This is a genomic window from Mesorhizobium sp. M2D.F.Ca.ET.226.01.1.1 (genome assembly GCF_004022705.2).
GTDB lineage: Bacteria > Pseudomonadota > Alphaproteobacteria > Rhizobiales > Rhizobiaceae > Mesorhizobium.
Genome location: NZ_RZOY02000027.1, coordinates 1 through 21,293 on the forward strand (window position 1 = coordinate 1; position 21,293 = coordinate 21,293).

A 21,293-nucleotide genomic window follows, 5' to 3' on the forward strand; every position below is an offset into this window, starting at 1 on the left:
CCCGCATCGCCAGAAACATCCTTCAGGCCGCAGATGCTGACAAAGTTCCAATCAGCCACCGCATCAAGAAATGCGCCTGGAATGACGACTATCTCATCCAGGCCCTAACCCATATGCGATAGCCCTGCCCTCGAGGGGGAGATTGGCAGCTTTGGCGCGACGCCTCTTCTGCAACGTTGACGATTGGCGGAATAGAGCGTGACATCCGATCTCCCCCTCGAGGGGAGATGCCCGGTAGGGGAGAGAGGGGGCCTCGCGCCGACATTGCACGTTATCGGCACCGGGGCTTCAAGACAGAAACACCTTCTCGAACTCCCGCTTTCCTCCGTGCGAAAACACCACGGCGCGGCTGTCCTTTTCGCGCCGAGCCCATTTCTCGGCGATGATCTTGTCGAGGATGGCCGCGCCCAGCGTGCCGGCGAGATGCGAGCGTCGCACGCTCCAGTCGAGGCAGGCGCGGCACACCGGGCGCCGTGCCTTGGCGTGGGTCTCGATGCCGAGCGCGAAAAAATGCGCAGCGCCGGATGAAGAGAGCCTGATCTCGTTGTCATCGCGCAGCAGAAGTTTCCTGTCGAAGAGCCGGTCGAGCATCGCCACAGCCTGTTCGCCGGCGAGGTGATCGTAGCACACCCGCGCCACCCGCATGGCCGCATCGCGCGGGCCGGGCCGCACCCGCTTCGGGCCGACCGCCTCCGCGACGCCGATGATCGCCTCGATCATGCCGGCCACCTGCGCGCTGGCCAGCCCGTAATAGCGGTGGCGTCCCTGGCTGGCCAAGGTCAGCAGCCCGCCCTCCATCAGCTTCGACAGATGCGATGAAGCGGTGGGCAGCGACACGCCGGCTTCGAGCGCCAGTTCCGACGCGGTCAGCGCCGTGCCGCCCATCAGCGCGTTGAGCATATTGGCGCGCGCCGGGTCGCCGACCAGGCTGGCGATGCGGGCGATATCGGGTCCTTCACGCATGGTTCGATCCTTATCGAAGCATTCCCGTCACGGAAGCACTATTCTGCGGTCAGCTCAAGCAGCCGAGGCAAACGCTCCTGACAGGGGAATGCCTACCACACAGGCGCAAGCGATGTTTCGACCACGGTCAAAGCATTGTCGCCCGAAAGCCAACCGACGAGGAGACCGACATGACCATCACTTGCTTCATCCGCTACGAGATCGACCCGTTCGGCAAGGCGGCCTTCGAGCAATATGCGCGCGCCTGGGGCCAGGCCATTCCGCGCTGCGGCGCCGAGCTGATCGGCTACTTCGCGCCGCACGAAGGCTCGGCCACCACGGCTTATGCCGCCTATAACATCGAGAGCCTCGCCGCCTACGAAGCCTACCGCGCCCGGCTTGCCGCCGACCCGGCCGGCAAGGCAAATTACGAATTCGCCAGGCGCGAGAAATTCATCCTCAAGGAGGACCGCGTGTTCCTGAAGCTGGTCTCCGGGCCGCATGGGCCTCGGCAGATTTTTCAAACCGACGTGATTGTCAAAGAAGGGATAGAGGCATGATCGCTGTAATCTTCGAGGTCGAGCCGGCTGAGGGCAAGCGCGACGCCTATCTCGGCATCGCCGCCGAGCTCAAGCCGCTGCTCGAGAGCATCGACGGCTTCATCTCGGTCGAGCGCTTCCAGAGCCTGACCGATCCGAAGCGGGTGCTGTCATTGTCCTTCTGGCGCGACGAGGAAGCGGTGAAAGCCTGGCGCAACACCGAGGAGCATCGCCAGGCGCAGAAGGCGGGTCGCGGCGGAATCTTTGCCGGCTATCGTCTGCGCATCGCGCATGTCGTGCGCGATTATGGGCTGGAGGAGAGGGAAGAGGCACCGCAGGATAGCCGGGCGCTGAATGGGTGAAGCGCGACTTCCCCTTCTCCCCTTGTGGGAGAAGGTGGCCGCGAAGCGGCCGGATGAGGGGTGCTTCAGCTTGGCGACGCCGGAGGAGACGGCAGGTTTGCCAGCGTCTCACTTCGCTGGAACACCCCTCATCCGTCTCGGCGCTTGCGCGCCGATCCACCTTCTCCCACAAGGGGAGAAGGAGAAGAGCTACGCATTCCCGATCAGCACGCCGGCCCCAAACACCAGCGCGCCGCCCAGCACCACCTGAAAGGCGGCGCGCCAGAATGGCGTTTGCATGTAGCGATTCTGCACGAAAGCGATCGTCCAGAGCTCGAAGAACACCACCACGGCCGCCACCGCCGTGGCCGTCCAGAAATAGGGGATGAGGTAAGGCAGCGCATGGCCGAGCCCGCCCAGCGTCGTCATCAGGCCGACGGTCAGACCGCGCTTGATCGGCGAGCCGCGGCCCGACAGTTTGCCGTCATCGGAGGCGACCTCGGTGAAACCCATCGAGATGCCGGCGCCGATCGAGGCGGCGAGGCCGACCAGCAGCGTCTGCCAGGTGTCATGCGTGGCGAAGGCCGCGGCGAAGATCGGCGCCAGCGTTGACACCGATCCGTCCATCAGCCCGGCTAGCCCCGGCTGCACATAGGTGAGGATGAACTGGCGCTGCTCGGCGCTCGCTTCCTCGGCCTTGACCTCGCCCGGAACATGCTCCTGCTCCAGTTCATGCGCCGAGCTCTCATGGCCCTGCTCGGCCAGGGCGAGATCGTCGAGCAATTTGCGCGTCGAGGCATCGGTGGTGCGCTTGGCGGCCTCGACATAGAAGCGGTAGGCCTGCCGCTCCATATCCTCGGCCTGCCGGCGCACATGCTCGATGCCGAGTGGCCGCACCAGCCAGTCCGGCTTGCGTTCGTAATAGCCCCTCACATGCTCGCGCCGGATCAGCGGAATGCGGTCGCCGAAGCGCTTGCGGTGAAGCTCGATCAGCGCGTCGCGATGGCCGTCCTCCTCTTCGGCCATCGCCTCGAACACCTTTGCCGATTGCGGGAAGTCCTGCGCCAGGCCATCGGCATAGGCGCGGTAGATACGCCCGTCATCCTCCTCGGAAGAGATCGCCAGCGCCAGGATCTCCTGCTCCGACAGCGAATCGAAGGAACGGCGGCCGAAGCCGAAAACACGGGAAAGCATGATGAAACCACTCTAGATTAGAATGATTCTAAACTATGGTTTCGATCACCGGACGTCAATTGCCGGCGACGCGGACGCGTTCGCAATTGGTTGATCCAGCAAGGTTCGGTTGGTCCTTCATTGTTGCCGAATGTTCGCCTATATAGACGGCAACAGCCGACATTGAAGGAGACCAACCGAATGACAGACAAGAAGCCGCCGCACGCATTCGACGCGAAACCCGTTCTCGACCTGATAGCCAGCATCGAGGCCGACCTGCAACGCCTGAAGGGCCTTGTCGAGGAACAGCTCGAAAAGTTCGATCCCGCCAACCCGCACAACAAGACGCCGGACGGCAAGCTGACCGAGGAGGGCGCCGAGTGCTGCTACCGCATGTTCGACGAAGGCAAGTCGCGCTACACGGTGTCCCAGCAGATGAAGATATCCTTCGCCGCCGCCACCCACCGCTTCAACACCTGGCGCAAGCTCGGCGGCAACAAGCGGACGAAGACGCTGCTGGGGTGAGATGTTGACCACAGGGCGCAATGCCGGCGGGACAGCGCCCCCCTCTGGCCTGCCGCCATCTCCCCACGAGGGGGGAGATTAGCTGTTCCAGTGCCCCGCTCATTCTTGCGACCTAGGAGATTGGCGAAAGCCGGCGTGACGTCTGATCTCCCCCCTTGTGGGGGAGATGTCCGATAGGACAGAGGGGGGCGCGAAGGAATGCCACCTTCCAAAACTGCCAAACTAACCTTGTCCCCATCACATTTTTTCGTTGGCGCGTCGGGGCGATTTCCGTGCACCATGGCGGCCCCTATGTCCACGAGGCCCGCCATGACCACCCTTCCCGGCATCTCCGACATCCAAGCCGCCGCCGCGCGGCTTTTCGGCCTGACCGTCGAAACGCCGCTGATCGAATCGCCCGAGCTCAACAAGCGCTATGGCGGCCGCATCCTGTTCAAGCCCGAGACGCTGCAGCGCACCGGCTCCTTCAAGATCCGCGGCGCCTATAACAAATTGTCGACGCTGAGCGAGGAAGAGCGCAGCCGTGGTGTCGTCGCCTTCTCGTCCGGAAACCACGCGCAAGGCGTGGCGGCCTCGGCTGCGATGTTCGGCGTCAAGGCGGTGATCGCCATGCCGGCCGACGCGCCGGCGCTGAAGATCGGCAATGTCCGCAAGATGGGCGCCGAGGTGGTGCCGTTCGACCGCTTCAAGGACGACCGCATGACGGTCGTGCGCCCCTATATCGAACAGGGTATGGCGCTGGTGCCGCCCTTCGACGATCCAGCCATCATCGCCGGCCAGGGCACGATCGGCCTGGAGCTGATGCGGCAGGCGAAGGCGCTGGGCGTGGCGCTTGACGCCGTCGTCGTCCCGTGCGGCGGCGGCGGCCTGTCGAGCGGCATTTCCGTCGCCGTCAAGGACGCCTCGCCGCAAACCGCCGTCTGGGCGGTCGAGCCCGAGCATTTCGACGACACGCGCCGCTCGCTGGCCAAGGGCGAAAGGGTTGCGAACGAACCCGGACACACCTCGATCTGCGATGCCATCCTCACCGCGGAGCCGGGCCTGATCACCTTCGAGATCAACCGCCGCAATCTCGCCGGCGCCATTGCCGTCTCGGACAAGGCGGTCGCTGAGGCGATGCGCGACGCCATGGCCCATCTCAAGCTGGTGGTCGAACCGGGCGGCTGCGTCGCGCTTGCCGCGCTCGCCTCCGGCGAGATCGACCTCGCCGGCAAATGCGTCGCCGTGGTTCTGTCCGGCGGCAATGTTGATTTCAGCACCTATGCCGGCATCATGGCGGCGGCATAGAGGCGGGCGATTGACGCTCTCACCCGGAGGCGAACGTCTCGCCAATCGGCTGACCGGCTCTCATGCTCACTCAGCGCTCGGCAGGAACGCCGGATTATGTAGGATCTCCCAGAGATGACCGTCGGGATCCTGAAAATAGCCGGCATAGCCGCCCCAGAAAGTTCTGCGCGCCGGCATCGTGATGTGTGCTCCGGCGGTCTCAGCCCGCGCCATCACTTGATCGACCTCGGCTTCGCTGGACACATTGTGGCCAATGCTGAATTCGGTGGGGCTGCGTGGTGTAGAATCGATGCCTGCATCGAGTCCAAGATCGCCGCGTGGAAACAGGCTAAGCACCATGCCGCCCTCGAGATGGAAGATGGCGATCGCGCCGTGCTCAAACTCTTGCCCGACGATACCCTGCGTGGGCAACCCAAGGCCGTCACGGTAAAACTTAAGCGACCGCTCAAGGTCGTCGACGCCGAGCGTCAATATTCCAAATCGCGCTCTCATCGCACTTCTCCTTTGTAATGCTCGTTTGACCTCACCGGACCACGACCCGGTCGCGGCCCGTATATCGGTGAGGATATCGAAAGCGACCATGCGACGATTGAACAAATCGGCCAAGTTCAGGCCAACCGGGACGCTGGACGCGGACAAGCGCTGGAGCAGCGATCCCGGCTCACAAGCATGGCCACGATCTAATCCAGCGTCCGCCTGAAGCGCACCAGCGCCACGCCAGCGAACAGCGCTACGAACACCACCAGCCAGCCGATCTCCGTCGCCACCGCCGGCAGTTGGGCGCTCTTCAGCATGACGGCGCGGGTGATGCGCAGGAAATGCGTCAGCGGGAAGATCTCGCCAAGCGTCTGCGCCCAGCCCGGCATGCCGCGATAGGGGAACATGAAGCCTGACAGCATGATCGAGGGCAGGAAGAAGAAGAAGGTGAGCTGCAGCGCCTGCATCTGCGTGCGGGCGATCGTCGAGATCGTGTAGCCGAGCAGCACCAGCGCCAGCACGAACACCAGCACCGCCGACAAAAGCAGCGACAGCGACCCCATGAAAGGAATGGCAAACAGGAGCTTCGCCGCCGCCAGCACCACCACCACCTGCACGGCGCCTACCACCAGATAAGGCAGCACCTTGCCCATCATGATCTCCAGCGGGCTCGACGGCATGGCGAGGAGGTTCTCCATCGTGCCGCGCTCGGTCTCGCGCGTCAGCGCGATCGAGGTCATCATCACCATCGTCATCTGCAGGATGACGCCGAGCAGGCCGGGAACGATGTTGTATTGCGAGATGCCCTCGGGATTGTAGCGCCGGTGCACGACGACATCGAGCTGGCCGCGCGCCGCTTCCTTGGCGGTCTCCTCGGTGCCCTGCGCCCTGAGCAGCGCCTGGCCGGCTACGGTGCTCAACGTCGAGATCGCGCCGCTGGCCACCGCCGGATCAGTGGCGTCGGCTTCGATCAGGATCTGCGGATTGTCGCCGCGCTCCACCCGCCGTGCGAAATCGGCGGGGATGGTGACGACGAAGGCGACGTCACCGCGCGCCATCAGAAACTCGGCGTCCGCTGCACTTTGCGCGACATGGTCGAAGCGGTAATAGCCGGTGGTCTGCAGCGCCGAGACCATGGCCCGCGTGTAGGGGTCGCTGCTGGTCGCCACCAGCGCCGCCGGCAGGCTCTTCGGGTCGTTGTTGATCGCATAGCCGAACAGCACCAGCTGGATCAGCGGCACGCCGAGCATCATGGCGAAGGTGATGCGGTCGCGCCGCATCTGGATGAATTCCTTGGTCAGCAGCGCGCCGAGCCTGGCGAAGGAGAAAACCGCGTTCATGCCATATTGTCCTTAGAGCCGGACATGAACTGGATGAACACATCCTCGAGGCTGGTTTCGCCGGGCTTCACCGTGACGCCCTTATGCTCCTTCTCGACATCGGCGAGCGCCTTTTCCAACGCCGCCTTGTCGGAGCCGACGACATGGAGCGTGGCGCCGAACGGCGCCACCTGGTCGACACCGGGCCGGCCCTGCAGCGCTTCGGCCACCTGGTCGAGCCGCGGCCCCTGCAGCACGAAAGTGGTCAGCCCGGCATTTTTCACCACCTCGTCCACCGTGCCGGTGGCGAGCATCTTGCCATAGGAGATGTAGCTGATGCGGTGGCAGCGCTCGGCTTCGTCCATGTAATGGGTAGAGACCAGCACCGTCAGCCCGCCGCCGGCCAGCCGATGGATCTCGTCCCAGAACTCGCGCCGCGCCTTGGGATCGACGCCGGCCGTCGGCTCGTCGAGCAGCAGCAGCTTCGGCTGGTGCATGATGCAGGCGGCCAGCGCCAGCCGCTGCTTCCAGCCGCCGGAAAGCGTTCCGGCCAGCTGGTTGCGGCGGCTCGCCAAGCCGAGCTCTTCCAGCGTCTTGGCAACATATTGCTCGACCGGCTTCAGCCGGTAGAGCCGCGCCACGAATTCGAGATTCTCGCCGATCGTCAGGTCCTCGTAGAACGAGAATTTCTGCGTCATGTAGCCGACCTCGCGCTTGATCTTGAGCGCGTCGGTGCGGATGTCGAAGCCCAGCACTGTGCCGTCGCCTTCGTCCGGCGTAAGCAGCCCGCACATGATGCGGATGGTCGTCGTCTTGCCCGAACCGTTGGGCCCGAGGAAGCCGACGATCTCGCCTTCGGCGACCGTCATCGTCACATGGTCGACGACGGTCTTGTCGCCGAAGCGCTTGACCAGGCCGCGAACGTCGATGGTGTTCATTGCCCAAGATCCGCGAGATCGACATCGACGATCTGGCCGGGCTGCAGCGGCCCGGCATTGCCGTCTGGCCGCGCCTCGACGAGATAGACCAGCTTCTGCCTGTTTTCGAGCGAGTAGATCACCGGTGGCGTGAATTCGGGATCGGGCGAGACATAGCTGACGTGAGCCTTCAGCCCCGTCCCGCAGCCGTCGCAGTGGACGTTGAGCTCCGTGCCGACCTTGACCGACGAAAACGCGCGTTCCGGCACATAGACGCTAAGCTTCACGGCGCCGTCCGGCAGCATCGAGATCACCGGCGCGGTCGGCCCCGCGGTGTCGCCGGGATTGCGGATGACGTCGTTGACGCGGCCGGGCGAGGGCGCCGTCAGCACCCGTTTCGACAGCCGCCACCGCGCCTGCTCCAGGGTCGACTGCGCCTGCTTGACCTGGTTGTCGGCGGCGTTGATGGTTTCCGGCCGCGCCGGCAGGTTGCCGACGGCGAGGTTGGCCTCCGCCTGGCCGACCTGCGCGTTGGCCGTCTCAAGCGAGGCCGAGGCGGTGTCGTAATCGGCCTGCGTGCCGGTGCCGCGTCTATAGAGGTCGCTGGCGCGGTCATATTTGCGCTTGACGTCGGCGGCCTGGGCTTTGGCCATGTCGACCTGGGCCTTGAGCACGGCGATCTCTTCCGGACGCTTGCCGACCTGCAGGTCGGCAAGCTGCGCCTGTGCCTGGGCAAGCGCTGCCTCAGCCTGCGCCACCTCGATCTTGGCGTCTGCATCTTCCAGCGTCGCCACCGCCGTGCCGCTCTCGACGCGGTCGCCGCGCCGCACCGTCACCGTCGCCACCTGGGCCACCTCGATCGGCGCCATCAGCACATATTCGCCCTCTACATAGCCGACGGCGAGGGGCGCCGCCGGCGCGCAGGCGCCGAACAGCTGGGCCGCGAGCGGCAACGAACAGAGAAAGCTCATGATTTGCCCTTCTTGCCGGCGCGCGCATCGCGCGCCGCCAGCATTGCCCTGAGATTGCCGGTCGTGACCGTCACCACCTTGGCGGCCTCGGCATTTCCGATCTCGCGCCAGCCCATGCGGCGCATCACCGCTTCGCGGCCGATGCGGAAATAGATGACCTGACCGATCAACGTGAAAACGATTAGCCGGGTTGCCTCGCTCTCCGCCGGCTCGCCGGTCGCCTGCTCCCAGATCTGGCACAGCCGCCGGTGCGTCGGTTCAAACACGCCGGCATAGATGCGATCGAGCGCGGCGGTCGGGTGCGACAGCTCGCGAAGTACGAATTGTACGATCTCGCCGGCCTGTGGACTGGCCACGACGAAGCCGACCATCCGCTCCAGCGCCGCGAAAAGCTGAGCCCGGGCCGCCTCCGGGGTAAGGGGCACGGCAGTCTGGACACCGCCCAGCGCCTGGCCGGCGATCCCTTGTATGGTGTCGACGATATGGTCGGCGGCGGCGGCACGCAGCCCTTCCTTACCGCCGAAATGATAGGCGATCGAGCCGATATTGGCCTTGGCTTCCGCCGCGATCTCGCGCGTTGAAGTGCCGTCGAAACCTTGCCGCCCGAACAGCTTGAGCGCCGCATGCACCAGCGCCGCGCGCGTTTGCTCGGCTGTGGTGGTCTCGCGCTGCTGCCTCTCTACGCCTGGTTGCTTGTTCATGGGGCAACGTTAATCAATCGATTGATTAAAGTCAAATTTGACCCGTGAGTCGGCTTGCCTTCAAGACCCTCACAGGCTTTAGTGCGCGGCCATGGGCAAGGAAGTCGAGCGTAAGTTCCTGGTCTCCAGTTCTGCCTGGCGCGATGAGGTCGAGGCGGAGATTCGCATTCGTCAGTTCTATGTCGCGGCCCAGCCAGGCCGCACGGTGCGTGTGCGCATCTCAGACGGGCGCTCTGCCAAGCTGACGCTGAAGTTCGGCGACAGGGCGCGCGAGCGCGACGAGTTCGAATATTCCATTCCGCTCGCCGAGGCCGAGGAATTGATGGCGTTTGCCATCGGACGTGTCATCGAGAAGACACGCCACCATGTTAGACACCGCGGCTATCTCTATGAAGTCGATGTGTTCGGCGGCAGGCTCGCGGGTTTGGTGATCGCGGAGCTGGAGACGCCGGAGGACGTATCTGATGAAATGCTGCCCGACTGGCTCGGTCGCGAGGTCACCGGCGAGTCGAGGTATTACAACGCGTCGCTGGCCCTCGGGGGGATTCCGGAGATCGCCGCATGAGCTTCCGCATCGATCCGCGATTGCCCTTGACCGGCGAGGTCAGGCGCATATTGGCCGACGAGATCGGCAAGGCAATCGGCCATCTCGACACAGCGCGCGAGAAGCCCGAGCGGGGGCTGCACAAATGCCGCAAGCGGCTGAAAAGCGTGCGCGCCTTGCTGCGCCTGATTCGTTCCGGGGACGAACCGTTCTGCCAGACCGAAAACGAATGTTATAAGCAGGTGTCGGCGCTCCTGGCCGGCCCGCGCGAGGCGACCGCTTTGATTGAGACCGTCGACCGTCTGGCCGATGCATTTCCGGAGCAATCGGCCGGCGGCGGCCTCGATCCCGTGCGCGAACGGCTGGTGCTGCGCCAGCATGAGCTGCATGCCGGTCCCGGCCTCGACGCCGCCATCAATGCGGCCATAGCCGCTTGCCGGGAGGGTCTGGAGCGTATCGCCAGGCTGGCGCTGCCCGACCAGCCGGAGCAGGCCGCCGATATCCTGGCCGACGGCGCCCGCGCCACCTTGCGGCGCGCGAAGAAGGCGCTGGACAAGGTGGAGTCGCGAGGCGAGGCCGACGATTTTCACGATCTGCGCAAGGCAGCCAAGACGCACTCCATGCATTTGTCGCTGCTCGGCCGTCTGTGGCCGACGCCGATCAAGGCGCGACGCAAGGCGGTCGACAAGCTCGGCGAGCAGCTCGGCGAGCTGCATGACGTTTTCGTCATGCGCGCGCTGCTCGACGCCGACGGCGAGCCGCTCGGCCCCGCCGACGAGACCAGGCTTCTGCGCAAGCTGTTGAAGCGCTCCGAAAAGAGCCTGACCAAGGCCTGCCTTGCCGATGCCGCGGAGCTCTTCGGCGACAGTCCGAAACGCTCGGCCAAGAGACTGGCCCGCAAGGCGCGCGACGACCTCGTCAGGCCCCAGGAAGAAGCGAAGGAGGCCTGATCGCGGCGCTCAGACACGTGATGGCTTTCGGCCTGGTCAGGACATGCCCTGTGGCGGAACCTACCGCTATCCGGTCGAGGTGCAGGCGTTTCGCATGGCGGCCTGTATCACGCCGAAACCGCGATAGCGCCTTGGTCTTTGGCCCTGCGCTCGACCCAGACATGGACCGGTTCGTCACGGCCGCGGATACTCACCGGCCCATGATCGCGCGCATTCAACTGTGTCATGGGCGATTCCGCCTTTGCGGCCTCAATCAGTCGTGACCCAAAGCAAATATTCGCCTGAAGCTCGCGGCAGAGCGACTGCAAACGGCTGGCGACATTGACGGTGTCGCCCACCACCGCGAAGGAAAGATTGCGCTCGCTGCCGACCGCGCCGATGACGACTGCGCCATATTGCGCACCGATGCGAACGTCTAGCGACGGGTATCCCCTGGACACACGCTGCACATTCCATGCTTCGACAGCGGCGACCATCGCTTCAGCGCACTTGATGGCCCGGGTCGCGTCGTCATGGCTGCTTTGCGGAACCCCGAATGTCGCCATGATGCAATCGCCGATATAGTTATCGACGGTGCCCTGGTGGTCGAAGACGACCTGCTCCATGCGACGGTGGAACTGACGCAGAAGTTCGAACACTGCTTCGGCCGGATTGTCCTCGGAATAGTGTGTGAAGCCGACGATGTCGGCGAACAGCACCGCGATATCCTGCCGGCGGACCGGGCCGAAGGGCTCGTCATCCGTGGCGAGCTGGTCGACCACATTGGGCGAAAAATGCCGGGCGAGATTGGCGCGGGCGCGCTCCGCCTTGACATAGTCTTCCGACAGACGTCGGGAACGAGAGACGACCAGCGCCATGATCGCGCCGATAATCAACACAACCAGCACGTTGGTTGCCTGCGCGAAGGTATCGACGAAGTTGGGGTTGAGATAGAGGTTCAGTCGCTCTGTCATCGGCATCGAATAGAGGTTCGTCGCCGGAATGACGGTTCCCGGATGAAAAACCACCCATCCCACCCCGATCGCCCACGTCAAGGCCGCGAGCGCGCCGAGATAGAGCGCCAATCGTGGCGAAAGGGTCAGCGCGCCAAGGCATACGAAAATCAGCAGGAATTTGAAGCTTCCCTCGCGCAATTGCATCGCTGCCGGCGCGGCCTCCAGGGAAAACGGGTTGGGCGTCACCAGCAGAACGGTCAACAGAATGATGTCCAGCGTACCGGCGAGGTAACCGATCCACCATGGCGCCGTGCGACGGCGCGCGACGAGAAATTGGATCAGGCCGACGAGCTGGAACAGCACGAGGCCCGCCAGCACGAAGAGCAGCGCCGCATCCCAGCGACTGATCAATGAAAAGAAGCAGAAGATCACGGCGAGCGATGTGGTGCGCGCCCAGAACTGCAATCCAGCTCCCTGGCGTTCTGCGCGCTCCCGCAATTTTTTCAGGCGCGAATAGCGGCGAAGTTCAAGTGTTGGCGCGGTCGGCATAGGGTCACTTCGATTTGGCGGGGACGTGTCACGCATTCGGCAAACCCGCCCTCTGGCAAATCAGTGCGCCAACTCTATCATGACTCGGCGCCGTCGGAGTGGTACGCGACAAGCTCGGCCGCTAGATGCAGCCCTGCTCGGGTTGATTTGGCCGTGTCAGGCCGGCAAGGGACGACGCCCCTTTACAGGAGCGGCCCGCCGGTCGGCCGCCCCCGCATCACGCGGATGCGGGCCGATCGGCATGATCGCGGGAAACGGCGTTGCGCCGAAGGCAAAGGTCCATTTGTAGCCGGTGAGCCGGTCCTCAGGCGTGGTATGCTGGTCGTGATGGGCAAGCAGCCTGGCGCGTTCGGCGAGCTCGTCGGCCTCGCGCCGCAGCATTTCCGCCGTTTCCGGCCGCATCCGCCTGGAAAAGCTGATGAAGGTCGCTGCCTGTTCCAAATGGCCGATCGCCCAGCCGATGAAGTTCTTGTTGGTCATCTCGAAATGCGGCTTCAGCGGCCCTTCGAAATCCCACTGGATCGGCGTGTCGACGAGCAGCCTTGCCGACAGCCCGCGCCCGAGCGCCACCAGGCCGAGCTCCTCGAGGTCGCGCAGATAGAGGAACATCGAAGCCTCGCTCAGGCCTTGCGAGCGCATGATGCCTTCGGGCGTGAATTTCTCCGACAGCATGATGAAGACGAAGAGCAGCGCCGGCCGCGCCGCCAACCTGCGCTCGATCTCCGGCGCGACGCGGTTGGCCGGTCCCGGCCCGCGGTTCATCGCGCCGAGCACGTTTTCCAGCTCGACTTCGGCCGCGGCGCAGATCTCCATCAGCCGGTCGAGCTTGCAATTCTGTTCGTGGAAGATGCGCTTCACCGTCGGCTCGGAAATACCCATGCGCTCGGCGAGCGTGCGATAGGTCAGCCCCTTGGCCTTCAGCGTCCGTTTCAGTGCCTCGAAGATCGGACCGTTCATGGACTGCGCCTCATTCGTGCGATTTGGTATCGAAAAGCGATACTAGCGCTGTTCTGTCTTCCAGGAAAGTATCGAAAAGCCTAGCTCTCCAGCGCCATCGCAGGAGAGCAACCCATGAAACATTTCATCGCTTCAACCATTTTCGTTGCAGCCACCGCCGCTATGTCCGCGGCGCTGGCCGGCGAGCTCTGGCGCGCCACTGGCTTCGAACAGCCGGAATCCGCCCTTGTCGATGCCGGCCACAACCGCATCGTCGTCTCCAACATCGTCGGCAATCCCGGCGCGGCGGACGGCAATGGCTATTTGTCGCTCCTGTCAATGGACGGCAAGGTCATCGCGCGCCATTGGGTGGATGGCATGGACGCGCCCAAGGGCATGGCGATCGCCGGCGGCAAGCTCTACGCCGCCGATATCACCAAGGTCCGCGTCGTCGATCTCGCCAGCGGCAAGCTTATCGAGACCATCGACGTGCCCGGCGCCGTGTTCCTCAACGATATGACGCAGGACAGCGCCGGCAAGGTCTATGTCAGCGACATGCTGGCCGACACCATCTACCGCATCGACGGCGACAAACCGGAGCCGTTCATCAAGGATGCGCTGCTTGCCTCCCCCAATGGCGTCTTCGCCGATGGCGACAGGCTGATCGTGGCGTCCTGGGGCAAGGGCATCAACAGAAAAAATTTCAGCACCGCGGAGCCCGGCGGCCTGTTGTCGGTCGACCTCGCCACCAGGAAGATCACACCGCTGCCCGGCGCTCAAAACTTCGCCGATCTCGACGGCGTCGTCGCCATAGGCGACACCATCTACGCCACCGCCTACATGACCGGCACGCTCTACAGCTACAAGCGCGGCGGCGCGCCGCAGGCGATCGGCACCTTCAAGCCGGGCAGCGCCGACATCGGCACCGACGGCAAGGCGACCATCTATGTGCCGCTGATGGGAGAGGGCGAGGTCGCGGCGCTATCTCTCGACTGAGAGCCTCATAGCGAAAACGACGCCGATCGGGATTGGACCGGCCATATCGACGGCGCTGCCATCTGGTCCTGTCTTTCGCTCCGGGCTATCCGGCCGCAATGAGCGAAGCCGCGAAGACATCCAGCCTGAACGCCGCCCCGATGATCCCGGTGCTGGTCTGCGCGCTGGCGATCTTCCTGCTGTCGGGCATGGATGCCGCGATGAAGTCCCTGGTCATCGCGGTCGGCGTCTACAATACGGTGCTGTGGCGCAGCATGGTGGCGATTTTGGTCGCGGGTGCGGCCTGGTCGGCGGGGCCGCGCTCGAAACCGACAATTCCGGTGCTCGGTCTGCATGCGCTGCGCGCCGCGATTGTTGGCATCGTCCTGGTCTCATTCTTCTGGGGTCTCGCCAGGCTGCCGCTCGCGGAAGCGATCGGGCTGAGCTTCGTCGCGCCGCTGTTCGCGCTTTTCCTCGCCGCGCTGCTTTTGGGCGAACGCATAAGGCGGCAGGCCGTGTGGGCGTCGCTGGCCGGCATCGCCGGCGTCACGATCATATTGGCCGGCCAGTTCGGGCAGGCGGGCCACTCGCAGGATGCCGTTTTGGGCACTGCCGCGGTGCTCGTGTCGACGGTGTTCTATGGCTACAACCTGATCCTCGCCCGGCGGCAGGCGCTGCTGGCCAAGCCGGTCGAGATCATGCTGTTCCAGAACATCTTCGTCGGGATCATCCTTGGTTGCGCCGCGCCGTGGCTCGCGGTCGCGCTGCCACGCGATCTCTGGCTTCCCCTGGTCGGCGTGGCGATGCTGTCGCTCGCCGGGCAATTCCTGATGAGCTGGTCCTACGCCCGCGCCGAAGCGCAATACCTGATCCCGACCGAATACTCGGCCTTCATCTGGGCGATCGCGCTCGGCTGGTTCTTCTTCGGCGAGGACGTGGCCTGGACGACGCTGGCCGGGGCCTGTCTCATCGTCGCCGGCTGCCTGATCGCCGCGCGCGCCAATCCGAAACTTGCCGAGCCGATCGAAGCGGCGGTTTGAGGCAGCCCTTTCGGGCCGACGCGGCGGCTCAGCCTTGCGGGTTCTGCATTGCGGTAGTCTTCAGGCGCACGCCCCTGCCGCCACGCTCGCTGGTCTGGTTCTCGCCGATCAGCTCTACGCCCACCGCGTCGAGCGCCTGGATGACCTTCATCAGCGTGTCGACCACACCCCTGACGACGCCGTCGCTCGCTTCCATGCGCTGGATGGTCGGCAGCGAGACCCCTGCCCGCTCGGCAAGCGTCTTCTGGTCGATGCCGGTCAACGCCCGCGCGGCGCGCATTTGTGCGGCAGTGATCATCGGCCGAAATCCGTCTCTGAAAGCTATGAAAGATGCATATTATAAATATTACAATGTCTCAAGCATCATTTTAGATGCGCAAAACATCGGTCAGTCGCTGTCCGCCACCACTTTACGCCGCTGCAGCAAGCGCGCCGCGAGCCAGCATAGCATGGCCCAGGCAAAGCCCGCGCACCAGCCGGCGAGCACGTCGGACGGCCAGTGCACCCCGAGATAGACACGGCTGGTGCCGACCAGCACGGTGGTCAGCACGGCGAGGCAAAGCACGAAGGTCTTCGTCCTGCGGTCCGGAAGGAAGCGCGCTGCCAAGGAGCCGAGCGTCAGATAGGTCACCGCCGACAGCATGGCGTGTCCGCTTGGGAAGGACAGCGAGGTCTCGTTGACCAGGTGCGAAACGAGGTCCGGCCTGGGCCGGTCGACTTCGAGCTTGAGCAGGCTGGAAAGCACCTGCCCGCCGGCAATGGCGGCAAAGACGAACAGCGCCGTTCCCGGCCTGCGGATCAACAGCAGGTACACGATCGTCGCCGTCGTGATCAGGACCAGCACACTGGTGCTGCCGAGTGCGGTGATATCGCGGACGGCGCTCTGCAGCCAAAGCGGACCGATCGGACTGTCCGGCTGCCCGGCATGACGGAAGGCAAGCAGGATCTCCGTGTCGAAGGCGTGCGGCGTCGTGGCGCGCGCCACCTCCATAAGTTCTTCAAAACCCCACAGCCCGCCGGCGATCACCAGCCCGGCCAGCAGCAGGGGGAATTCGATCTTGGCAAGCAGCGCGCCGACGAATGGTTTCATGAGAGGCTCGAGGGTTAGAGCTTCTGCATATAGGGCCCGAGCGTGATCAGGGCGACGGCGGCGATCGCCAGCACCATGCCGGTCGCCTGGAAGGTGTTGAGCCGTTCGCCGAAGAAGGCGATCGCCACGACGTTCACTGCCACCAGTTGGATCACCGCAGACAGGCTGAACGACACCGACATGCCGAACTCGCGCACCAACCTCAGCATGATCAGATTGCCGGCGGAGTACAGCGCCAGCGTCATAAGGAGCTTGGCCAAGCTCGGCGCCAGTCCCCACTGCTTGGCCGCCATCGCCGCCAGCAGGAATATCGCGGTCGAAATGCCGAGCTGCGCCAGTCCCCAGAAACTCAACCTACCGTCCCCTTTTGAAGCGCCGTCGCCACGCGGGCCGCAGCCCTTGTTTCGCAAGCGGGTAACGCCGTCAAGCCGATCGCGGCGGACGTTGCGTGCTCACAGGGGGACCGAAGGCGGCTGGCCAGGGCGAAGTACAGATGCCGAGCACTCACCCCGCCCGCCGAACCACGGCAATGTTCATCGCGCTGCGCAAGCGGAAGCCGATGGACTCGTAGAGCCTTATCGCCGCGGCGTTGTTGGCAAAGGCGTGCAGATAAGGCACCTCGCCGCGCGCCACGATGCGGTTGGCCACGAACAGCGACAACAGCCTGGCAAGGCCGCCGCCGCGGAAATCCGGATGCGAGCACACGCCGCTGAGTTCGGAATAGCCGGGCTGCTTCATGCGTTCGCCGGCCATGGCGGCCAGCCTGCCGTCGATCTTCACGCCCCAGAATTCGCCGAGGCTCAAGGCTTCCAGCGTGAACGGGCCAGGCTTCGTCAGCGAGGCGAGCGCAAGCATCTCGGCCGCGTCCTGCCGCGTCAGCTGCTCGATCCGAGCATCGGCGACCGCCTGCAAGGCTTGTTCGGCAATCATCTGCACGGCATCGGCGGTCATCGTCGCGACAAGCGCCGGCGGCAGGACAATGCTGTCAGCCTGAGCCAGGATGGCGTTCTCGCCGGGGGGAAGGAGCCTTCCCAGCGCATGCAGGTTTTCCGGATCGTCGGTTGCGGTGGCAGCAAACGGGATGATCGATGGCCGGTACCGGCGCGCGAGATCGCCGCCCTCGGCGAAAGTCCTTTGCCGTGTTTCCAGCGCGCTCCATACAGGGCGGTCGAGGATGTGCTTCATGGCGTGGCGATCCTTTCGGCGCGGCGGTCGAGCGGCGTCTCGGCGAGCCGGTCCTCGATGGCCGCAAGCTGGCCGAGCAGCGGTCCGGAAAGATCGGCGCATAAAGCGGCGACGGCGTTCTCGATGCTCGGCCAGACGTCGCGCTTGGCCTGTTCGACCAGCCGCCGGCCGTTGCGGCTCAGCGAGACGATCCGGCGCCGCTGATCGTCATCGGCGGGATTGACCTCGACCAGTCCTAGCTCAGCAAGCAGCGCCACGCTGCGCGTCACGCCCGGCTGCGCAACGCCCAGCGATTGCGCCAGCTCGCCGACCGGCAGCGGGCCCAGCCTGTCGAGCGCGGCAATCAGCGGATATTGGCTCGCCTGGATGCGCATATCCAGGCGGTCGAGCACGCGCTGCGTGTCGGCCTGCAATTGCTCGCCTATGCGCTTCATCCGGCTGCCGAGGCAGAGAAAGCCGAGCGATCGAAGAACGTCTTCCATAGTCTATTCACCGCAGAACGATAACTTGATATATAACATGGCATGGAAAAATCAAGCGGACATTGTTGAATCGGCGCCGGCTGCCGAACAGCGATAGCTGGCGCTTTCGGACATTTGCCCTTCATTCGCCGCCAATTGCATCCTATATCGCTTGCGCAACGTGGCCGGGATCGGTCGCCAGCGATTCGCGACCTGAGGGCGGCAGGTCATCACTTCTTGGCACGCGGAACTCATGGCGCCCCTGCGCATCTACTTCGACAGGCTTCTCGATGCCGTGGCCCCCAAGGTTCCGCGGCGCGAATTGACCGATGACGAGCGCCTGGCGCTGGTGCGCCGCCACGGCGATTTCTCGCTCGCCTATTCCACGGCCGTTCAGCAGAAACTGTCCTATTTCAGCGATGGCGATGGCTACATCGCCTTCGGCACCAAAATGAGCCGCCATTTCGCGCTGGGCGATCCGGTGGTCGACCCGGCGGATCGCGGGGCCTATATCAAGCGCTTTGTCGAAGCCGCCGGCGGCCCCTGGTTCGTCCAGATCGGCGCAGACACGGCAAAGGTGCTGGCCAGCCTTGGCTATCACGTCAACCGCCTCGGTATCGACACCAGGTTGTTGTTGCCGGCGCATGATTTTTCCGGCAAGCGCAACGAGACCGTGCGCTATTCCGAGCGCTGGCTGACGAAAAAGGGCTTTACCATCGCCGAGGATCGAGGCGACGGGCTGCAGGACGAGATCATCCAGCTTTCGGCCGACTGGCGCAAGGAGCGCATCATCAAGCGCTGGGAGATGGGCTTCCTCAATCGTCGCTTTTCCGAGGAGCTCGGCGCCGACATGCGCCGCTTCCTCCTGCACAGCCCCGAAGGCCGGCTTCTCGCCATTCTCGATTTCGATCCGCTGTTCCGCGACGGCAAGGTCATCGGCTACACCACCGCCTTTAAGCGCAAGCAGACCGATGCCACGCCGCATGCCGAGGTCGGACTGACCAAATTCGCCGTCGACCGCTTCCGCGAGGAAGGCATTTCGCAGGTGACGCTCGGCCTCTCGCCGCTGCTCGATATCGAGCCGAGTGGCTTTGCCGAATCGGGTTTCTGGCGCGGCGCCTTCCAGCGCGCCTACAACTCGCCCTGGGTCAACCGCTCGCGCTTCAACCTGCAGGGCCAGGCGGCCTTCAAGCGTCGCTTTCATGGCGTCGAGGAACCGACCTATATCGCCTTCCGCAAGGGGACTTTCGTGGAAATGCTGGGGCTGCTGCGCCTGCTGAAGGCGATTTGAGCCGGCGCTCTTTCCTCGCCCCACTTCGTCTACGCTATGCACATCCTTTGTGATTGGCGTGACCGATCAGGCCGAAGGCTTGATTGCCACGTGGTTCCCCCAATCCGTCGCTGCTTCGCAGCGCCACCTTTCCCCCCTCCGGAGGGAAAGGAAGGGAGCGTTGCTGGACGAGCGTTGACGGCAAAAAGCTTGGCGCCTTTCCTCTACCCCGTTGATCGGGGGAGAGGTGGCTCGGCGAAGCCGAGGCGGAGTGGGGGTCGACCAGCGATACAGTAGATAATGCATGCGCCAAGCTGCCATGCACGCCATCGCCAAGGACCAGCCGCTTGGAAATATGTGCATGCCGTAGCCCACTGCGTGGGGCGAGGAAGTCGAGTTCGGTCAGTTCCTCAACCGGTAGCCCGTCTTGAAGATCCAGGCGACGATGGCAATGCAGATCGCCAAAAACACCAGCGTCATGCCGAGGCTGACGCCGACTGAAACGTCGGCCTTGCCGTAAAAACTCCAGCGGAACCCGCTGATCAGATAGACGACCGGGTTGAACAGCGTGATCGTCTTCCAGATGCCGGGCAGCATGTGGATCGAATAGAAGCTGCCGCCGAGGAATGTGAGCGGCGTCACGATCAGGAGCGGCACCAGTTGCAGCTGCTCGAAGGTTTTTGCCCAGATGCCGATGATGAAGCCGAACAGGCTGAAGGTCACCGCCGTCAGCACCAGGAAGGCGATCATCCAGAAAGGATGCTCGATCCTCAGCGGCACGAACAGCGCCGCGGTCGCCAGGATGATCAGGCCGAGCATGATCGATTTGGTTGCAGCACCCCCGACATAGGCGATGATGATCTCCAGATAGGAAACCGGCGCCGACAAAAGCTCGTAGATCGAGCCGACGAATTTCGGGAAATAGATGGCGAAGGAGGCGTTGGAGATCGACTGCGTCAAGAGCGACAGCATCATCAGTCCAGGCACGATGAAGGCGCCGTAGGCGATGCCGTCGATCTCGTTGATGCGCGAGCCGATCGCCGAGCCGAAGACGACGAAATAGAGCGAGGTCGAGATCACCGGCGAGATGATGCTCTGCAGCACCGTGCGGAAGGCACGTGCCATCTCCACCCGGTAGATCGCCCATACCGCACGAAAATTAGGGGCAGCGGGCAGATTCATGGCTCTTGCCTCACGAGATTGACGAAAATCTCTTCGAGCGAGCTGTTCTTGGTGTCGAGATCGCGGAACTGGATGCCGGCCGCCTCGAGATCGCGGATCAGCGAGGCGACGCCTGGACGGTCGCTCTGGTTGTCATAGGTGTAGGTGAGCTCGTTGCCGCCCTCCGACAACTCCAGCGCATAGCGCGACAGGCCGTCCGGAATGGCGGCTAGCGGCGCGCGCAGCTCCAGCCGCATCTGCTTGCGGCCGAGCTTGCGCATCAGCTCGGCCTTGTCCTCGACCAGGATGATCTCGCCCTTGTTGATGACGCCGACGCGGTCGGCCATCGCCTCGGCTTCCTCGATGTAATGCGTGGTCAGGATGATGGTGACGCCGTCCTCGCGCAGCCGCCGCACCATCGCCCACATGTCCTGACGCAGCTCCACGTCGACACCGGCCGTCGGCTCGTCGAGGAACAGCACGCGCGGTTCGTGCGACAGCGCCTTGGCGATCATCAGCCGCCGCTTCATGCCGCCGGACAGCGTGATCGCTTTCGAATCCTTCTTCTCCCACAGCGAGAGGTCGCGCAGCACCTTCTCGACGAAGTCCTTGTTGGGCGCCTTGCCGAACAGGCCGCGGCTGTAATTCACCGTCGCCCAAACCGTCTCGAACGCGTCGATGGTGAGTTCCTGCGGCACCAGCCCGATCAGGCTGCGCGCGGCGCGGTAATCCCGGCTGATGTCGTGGCCATCCACCGTGACGCTGCCCGACGAGCGGTTGACGATGCCGCAGACGATCGAGATCAGCGTCGTCTTGCCGGCGCCGTTCGGCCCAAGCAGCGCGAAGATCTCGCCGCGCTCGATGTCGAGATTGATTTCCTTCAGCGCCTTGAAACCGGTGGCATAGGTTTTCGTGACACCGGATATCGAGATGATGGATGACATGCTGAAAAACGGCCGGCTGGAAATTGTGACCTGATATAGGTCGGTTGCCGTTTTATGCAAA

Annotated in this window: 25 protein-coding genes; 9 read left to right on the forward strand and 16 right to left on the reverse strand. The window is 64.0% G+C overall.

Annotated features, from left to right (window positions below; genetic code table 11):
- Positions 1–288: 288 nt before the first annotated feature.
- Positions 289–963 carry a winged helix-turn-helix domain-containing protein gene (locus tag EN869_RS33110; protein ID WP_127230876.1) on the reverse strand — a complete coding sequence of 225 codons (675 nt, stop codon included), beginning with the start codon at positions 961–963 and terminating at the stop codon, positions 289–291.
- A gap of 170 nt (positions 964–1,133) precedes the next feature.
- On the opposite strand from EN869_RS33110, the gene EN869_RS33115 reads away from it, so the two are divergent.
- Positions 1,134–1,502 (forward strand): NIPSNAP family protein, encoded by a 369-nt coding sequence (locus tag EN869_RS33115; protein ID WP_127230875.1) that lies wholly within the window; start codon positions 1,134–1,136, stop codon positions 1,500–1,502.
- Positions 1,499–1,843, forward strand: coding sequence for an antibiotic biosynthesis monooxygenase (locus EN869_RS33120; RefSeq protein WP_127230874.1), 345 nt, complete (start codon positions 1,499–1,501; stop codon positions 1,841–1,843). The genes EN869_RS33115 and EN869_RS33120 overlap by 4 nt, the downstream gene beginning before the upstream one ends.
- Before the next feature lie 189 nt (positions 1,844–2,032).
- Here EN869_RS33120 and mbfA read toward each other — a convergent pair whose 3' ends face one another.
- Entirely contained in the window at positions 2,033–3,016 is a 984-nt protein-coding gene (gene mbfA, locus EN869_RS33125; RefSeq protein ID WP_127230873.1) for an iron exporter MbfA, read from the reverse strand.
- A gap of 180 nt (positions 3,017–3,196) precedes the next feature.
- Between mbfA and EN869_RS33130 the strand changes: the two genes are divergently transcribed.
- Together EN869_RS33130 and EN869_RS33135 are read left to right on the forward strand one after the other, a co-directional pair.
- On the forward strand, positions 3,197–3,520 hold the full coding sequence (locus EN869_RS33130; protein WP_127230872.1) for a hypothetical protein: 324 nt from the start codon (positions 3,197–3,199) through the stop codon (positions 3,518–3,520).
- A gap of 309 nt (positions 3,521–3,829) precedes the next feature.
- Positions 3,830–4,807, forward strand: a complete 978-nt coding sequence (locus EN869_RS33135) for a threonine/serine dehydratase (protein ID WP_127230871.1) — start codon at positions 3,830–3,832, stop codon at positions 4,805–4,807.
- 66 nt (positions 4,808–4,873) lie between these two features.
- Here EN869_RS33135 and EN869_RS33140 read toward each other — a convergent pair whose 3' ends face one another.
- The 5 genes from EN869_RS33140 to EN869_RS33160 all read right to left on the reverse strand — a co-directional run bounded on the left by EN869_RS33140 (position 4,874) and on the right by EN869_RS33160 (position 9,192).
- Positions 4,874–5,299 (reverse strand): VOC family protein, encoded by a 426-nt coding sequence (locus EN869_RS33140; protein ID WP_127230870.1) that lies wholly within the window; start codon positions 5,297–5,299, stop codon positions 4,874–4,876.
- A 188-nt stretch (positions 5,300–5,487) separates the two neighbouring features.
- A complete protein-coding gene (locus EN869_RS33145; protein WP_127230869.1) occupies positions 5,488–6,624 on the reverse strand; it encodes an ABC transporter permease in 1,137 nt (378 codons plus the stop codon).
- On the reverse strand, positions 6,621–7,541 hold the full coding sequence (locus tag EN869_RS33150; RefSeq protein WP_127230868.1) for an ABC transporter ATP-binding protein: 921 nt from the start codon (positions 7,539–7,541) through the stop codon (positions 6,621–6,623). Before EN869_RS33150 ends, EN869_RS33145 begins: the two co-directional genes overlap by 4 nt.
- Entirely contained in the window at positions 7,538–8,491 is a 954-nt protein-coding gene (locus EN869_RS33155; RefSeq protein ID WP_127230867.1) for an HlyD family efflux transporter periplasmic adaptor subunit, read from the reverse strand. Before EN869_RS33155 ends, EN869_RS33150 begins: the two co-directional genes overlap by 4 nt.
- Positions 8,488–9,192, reverse strand: coding sequence for a DUF1956 domain-containing protein (locus EN869_RS33160; protein WP_127230866.1), 705 nt, complete (start codon positions 9,190–9,192; stop codon positions 8,488–8,490). The genes EN869_RS33155 and EN869_RS33160 overlap by 4 nt, the downstream gene beginning before the upstream one ends.
- 91 nt (positions 9,193–9,283) lie before the next feature.
- On the opposite strand from EN869_RS33160, the gene EN869_RS33165 reads away from it, so the two are divergent.
- Positions 9,284–9,757, forward strand: a complete 474-nt coding sequence (locus EN869_RS33165) for a CYTH domain-containing protein (RefSeq protein WP_127230865.1) — start codon at positions 9,284–9,286, stop codon at positions 9,755–9,757.
- Positions 9,754–10,686: a CHAD domain-containing protein gene (locus EN869_RS33170; protein WP_127230864.1), complete on the forward strand. Its 933-nt coding sequence runs from the start codon at positions 9,754–9,756 to the stop codon at positions 10,684–10,686. Before EN869_RS33165 ends, EN869_RS33170 begins: the two co-directional genes overlap by 4 nt.
- Before the next feature lie 107 nt (positions 10,687–10,793).
- Here EN869_RS33170 and EN869_RS33175 read toward each other — a convergent pair whose 3' ends face one another.
- Together EN869_RS33175 and EN869_RS33180 are read right to left on the reverse strand one after the other, a co-directional pair.
- Entirely contained in the window at positions 10,794–12,170 is a 1,377-nt protein-coding gene (locus EN869_RS33175) for an adenylate/guanylate cyclase domain-containing protein (RefSeq protein ID WP_127230863.1), read from the reverse strand.
- A 156-nt stretch (positions 12,171–12,326) separates the two neighbouring features.
- On the reverse strand, positions 12,327–13,127 hold the full coding sequence (locus EN869_RS33180) for a helix-turn-helix transcriptional regulator (RefSeq protein ID WP_127230862.1): 801 nt from the start codon (positions 13,125–13,127) through the stop codon (positions 12,327–12,329).
- Between the two features lie 114 nt (positions 13,128–13,241).
- Here EN869_RS33180 and EN869_RS33185 point away from each other — a divergent pair, with 114 nt between their 5' ends.
- Positions 13,242–14,102 (forward strand): ATP/GTP-binding protein, encoded by an 861-nt coding sequence (locus tag EN869_RS33185; RefSeq protein WP_127230861.1) that lies wholly within the window; start codon positions 13,242–13,244, stop codon positions 14,100–14,102.
- Between the two features lie 98 nt (positions 14,103–14,200).
- Positions 14,201–15,121, forward strand: a complete 921-nt coding sequence (locus EN869_RS33190; protein ID WP_127230860.1) for a DMT family transporter — start codon at positions 14,201–14,203, stop codon at positions 15,119–15,121.
- A 28-nt stretch (positions 15,122–15,149) separates the two neighbouring features.
- Here EN869_RS33190 and EN869_RS33195 read toward each other — a convergent pair whose 3' ends face one another.
- The 5 genes from EN869_RS33195 to EN869_RS33215 form a co-directional block, all read right to left on the reverse strand.
- On the reverse strand, positions 15,150–15,419 hold the full coding sequence (locus EN869_RS33195) for a helix-turn-helix transcriptional regulator (protein ID WP_127230859.1): 270 nt from the start codon (positions 15,417–15,419) through the stop codon (positions 15,150–15,152).
- 90 nt (positions 15,420–15,509) lie between these two features.
- Positions 15,510–16,211, reverse strand: coding sequence for a phosphatase PAP2 family protein (locus EN869_RS33200; protein ID WP_127230858.1), 702 nt, complete (start codon positions 16,209–16,211; stop codon positions 15,510–15,512).
- A 14-nt stretch (positions 16,212–16,225) separates the two neighbouring features.
- The gene (locus tag EN869_RS33205) at positions 16,226–16,564 is read right to left on the reverse strand and encodes a hypothetical protein (protein ID WP_127230857.1); all 339 of its coding nucleotides are present in this window, start codon (positions 16,562–16,564) and stop codon (positions 16,226–16,228) included.
- Between the two features lie 151 nt (positions 16,565–16,715).
- Positions 16,716–17,396, reverse strand: coding sequence for a GNAT family N-acetyltransferase (locus EN869_RS33210; RefSeq protein ID WP_127230856.1), 681 nt, complete (start codon positions 17,394–17,396; stop codon positions 16,716–16,718).
- On the reverse strand, positions 17,393–17,878 hold the full coding sequence (locus EN869_RS33215; protein ID WP_127230855.1) for a MarR family transcriptional regulator: 486 nt from the start codon (positions 17,876–17,878) through the stop codon (positions 17,393–17,395). The genes EN869_RS33210 and EN869_RS33215 overlap by 4 nt, the downstream gene beginning before the upstream one ends.
- 232 nt (positions 17,879–18,110) lie before the next feature.
- On the opposite strand from EN869_RS33215, the gene EN869_RS33220 reads away from it, so the two are divergent.
- Complete coding sequence (locus tag EN869_RS33220; protein WP_127230854.1) at positions 18,111–19,148, forward strand: phosphatidylglycerol lysyltransferase domain-containing protein; 1,038 nt, start codon at positions 18,111–18,113, stop codon at positions 19,146–19,148.
- 381 nt (positions 19,149–19,529) lie between these two features.
- Here EN869_RS33220 and EN869_RS33225 read toward each other — a convergent pair whose 3' ends face one another.
- Together EN869_RS33225 and EN869_RS33230 are read right to left on the reverse strand one after the other, a co-directional pair.
- The gene (locus tag EN869_RS33225; protein WP_127230853.1) at positions 19,530–20,309 is read right to left on the reverse strand and encodes an ABC transporter permease; all 780 of its coding nucleotides are present in this window, start codon (positions 20,307–20,309) and stop codon (positions 19,530–19,532) included.
- The gene (locus EN869_RS33230; RefSeq protein ID WP_127230852.1) at positions 20,306–21,232 is read right to left on the reverse strand and encodes an ABC transporter ATP-binding protein; all 927 of its coding nucleotides are present in this window, start codon (positions 21,230–21,232) and stop codon (positions 20,306–20,308) included. Before EN869_RS33230 ends, EN869_RS33225 begins: the two co-directional genes overlap by 4 nt.
- Positions 21,233–21,293 lie beyond the last annotated feature (61 nt).

What these genes read in the sequence shown, in the direction of transcription:
- EN869_RS33230 (WP_127230852.1), bottom strand. Translation starts at nt 21,232, where the DNA reads ATGTCATCCATCATCTCGATATCCGGTGTCACGAAAACCTATGCCACC.
- EN869_RS33165 (WP_127230865.1), top strand. Translation starts at nt 9,284, where the DNA reads ATGGGCAAGGAAGTCGAGCGTAAGTTCCTGGTCTCCAGTTCTGCCTGG.
- EN869_RS33190 (WP_127230860.1), top strand. Translation starts at nt 14,201, where the DNA reads ATGAGCGAAGCCGCGAAGACATCCAGCCTGAACGCCGCCCCGATGATC.
- EN869_RS33135 (WP_127230871.1), top strand. Translation starts at nt 3,830, where the DNA reads ATGACCACCCTTCCCGGCATCTCCGACATCCAAGCCGCCGCCGCGCGG.
- EN869_RS33200 (WP_127230858.1), bottom strand. Translation starts at nt 16,211, where the DNA reads ATGAAACCATTCGTCGGCGCGCTGCTTGCCAAGATCGAATTCCCCCTG.
- EN869_RS33185 (WP_127230861.1), top strand. Translation starts at nt 13,242, where the DNA reads ATGAAACATTTCATCGCTTCAACCATTTTCGTTGCAGCCACCGCCGCT.
- EN869_RS33140 (WP_127230870.1), bottom strand. Translation starts at nt 5,299, where the DNA reads ATGAGAGCGCGATTTGGAATATTGACGCTCGGCGTCGACGACCTTGAG.
- EN869_RS33155 (WP_127230867.1), bottom strand. Translation starts at nt 8,491, where the DNA reads ATGAGCTTTCTCTGTTCGTTGCCGCTCGCGGCCCAGCTGTTCGGCGCC.
- EN869_RS33180 (WP_127230862.1), bottom strand. Translation starts at nt 13,127, where the DNA reads ATGAACGGTCCGATCTTCGAGGCACTGAAACGGACGCTGAAGGCCAAG.
- EN869_RS33160 (WP_127230866.1), bottom strand. Translation starts at nt 9,192, where the DNA reads ATGAACAAGCAACCAGGCGTAGAGAGGCAGCAGCGCGAGACCACCACA.
- EN869_RS33220 (WP_127230854.1), top strand. Translation starts at nt 18,111, where the DNA reads ATGGCGCCCCTGCGCATCTACTTCGACAGGCTTCTCGATGCCGTGGCC.
- EN869_RS33170 (WP_127230864.1), top strand. Translation starts at nt 9,754, where the DNA reads ATGAGCTTCCGCATCGATCCGCGATTGCCCTTGACCGGCGAGGTCAGG.
- EN869_RS33120 (WP_127230874.1), top strand. Translation starts at nt 1,499, where the DNA reads ATGATCGCTGTAATCTTCGAGGTCGAGCCGGCTGAGGGCAAGCGCGAC.
- mbfA (WP_127230873.1), bottom strand. Translation starts at nt 3,016, where the DNA reads ATGCTTTCCCGTGTTTTCGGCTTCGGCCGCCGTTCCTTCGATTCGCTG.
- EN869_RS33175 (WP_127230863.1), bottom strand. Translation starts at nt 12,170, where the DNA reads ATGCCGACCGCGCCAACACTTGAACTTCGCCGCTATTCGCGCCTGAAA.
- EN869_RS33145 (WP_127230869.1), bottom strand. Translation starts at nt 6,624, where the DNA reads ATGAACGCGGTTTTCTCCTTCGCCAGGCTCGGCGCGCTGCTGACCAAG.
- EN869_RS33215 (WP_127230855.1), bottom strand. Translation starts at nt 17,878, where the DNA reads ATGGAAGACGTTCTTCGATCGCTCGGCTTTCTCTGCCTCGGCAGCCGG.
- EN869_RS33195 (WP_127230859.1), bottom strand. Translation starts at nt 15,419, where the DNA reads ATGATCACTGCCGCACAAATGCGCGCCGCGCGGGCGTTGACCGGCATC.
- EN869_RS33210 (WP_127230856.1), bottom strand. Translation starts at nt 17,396, where the DNA reads ATGAAGCACATCCTCGACCGCCCTGTATGGAGCGCGCTGGAAACACGG.
- EN869_RS33225 (WP_127230853.1), bottom strand. Translation starts at nt 20,309, where the DNA reads ATGAATCTGCCCGCTGCCCCTAATTTTCGTGCGGTATGGGCGATCTAC.
- EN869_RS33130 (WP_127230872.1), top strand. Translation starts at nt 3,197, where the DNA reads ATGACAGACAAGAAGCCGCCGCACGCATTCGACGCGAAACCCGTTCTC.
- EN869_RS33110 (WP_127230876.1), bottom strand. Translation starts at nt 963, where the DNA reads ATGCGTGAAGGACCCGATATCGCCCGCATCGCCAGCCTGGTCGGCGAC.
- EN869_RS33115 (WP_127230875.1), top strand. Translation starts at nt 1,134, where the DNA reads ATGACCATCACTTGCTTCATCCGCTACGAGATCGACCCGTTCGGCAAG.
- EN869_RS33150 (WP_127230868.1), bottom strand. Translation starts at nt 7,541, where the DNA reads ATGAACACCATCGACGTTCGCGGCCTGGTCAAGCGCTTCGGCGACAAG.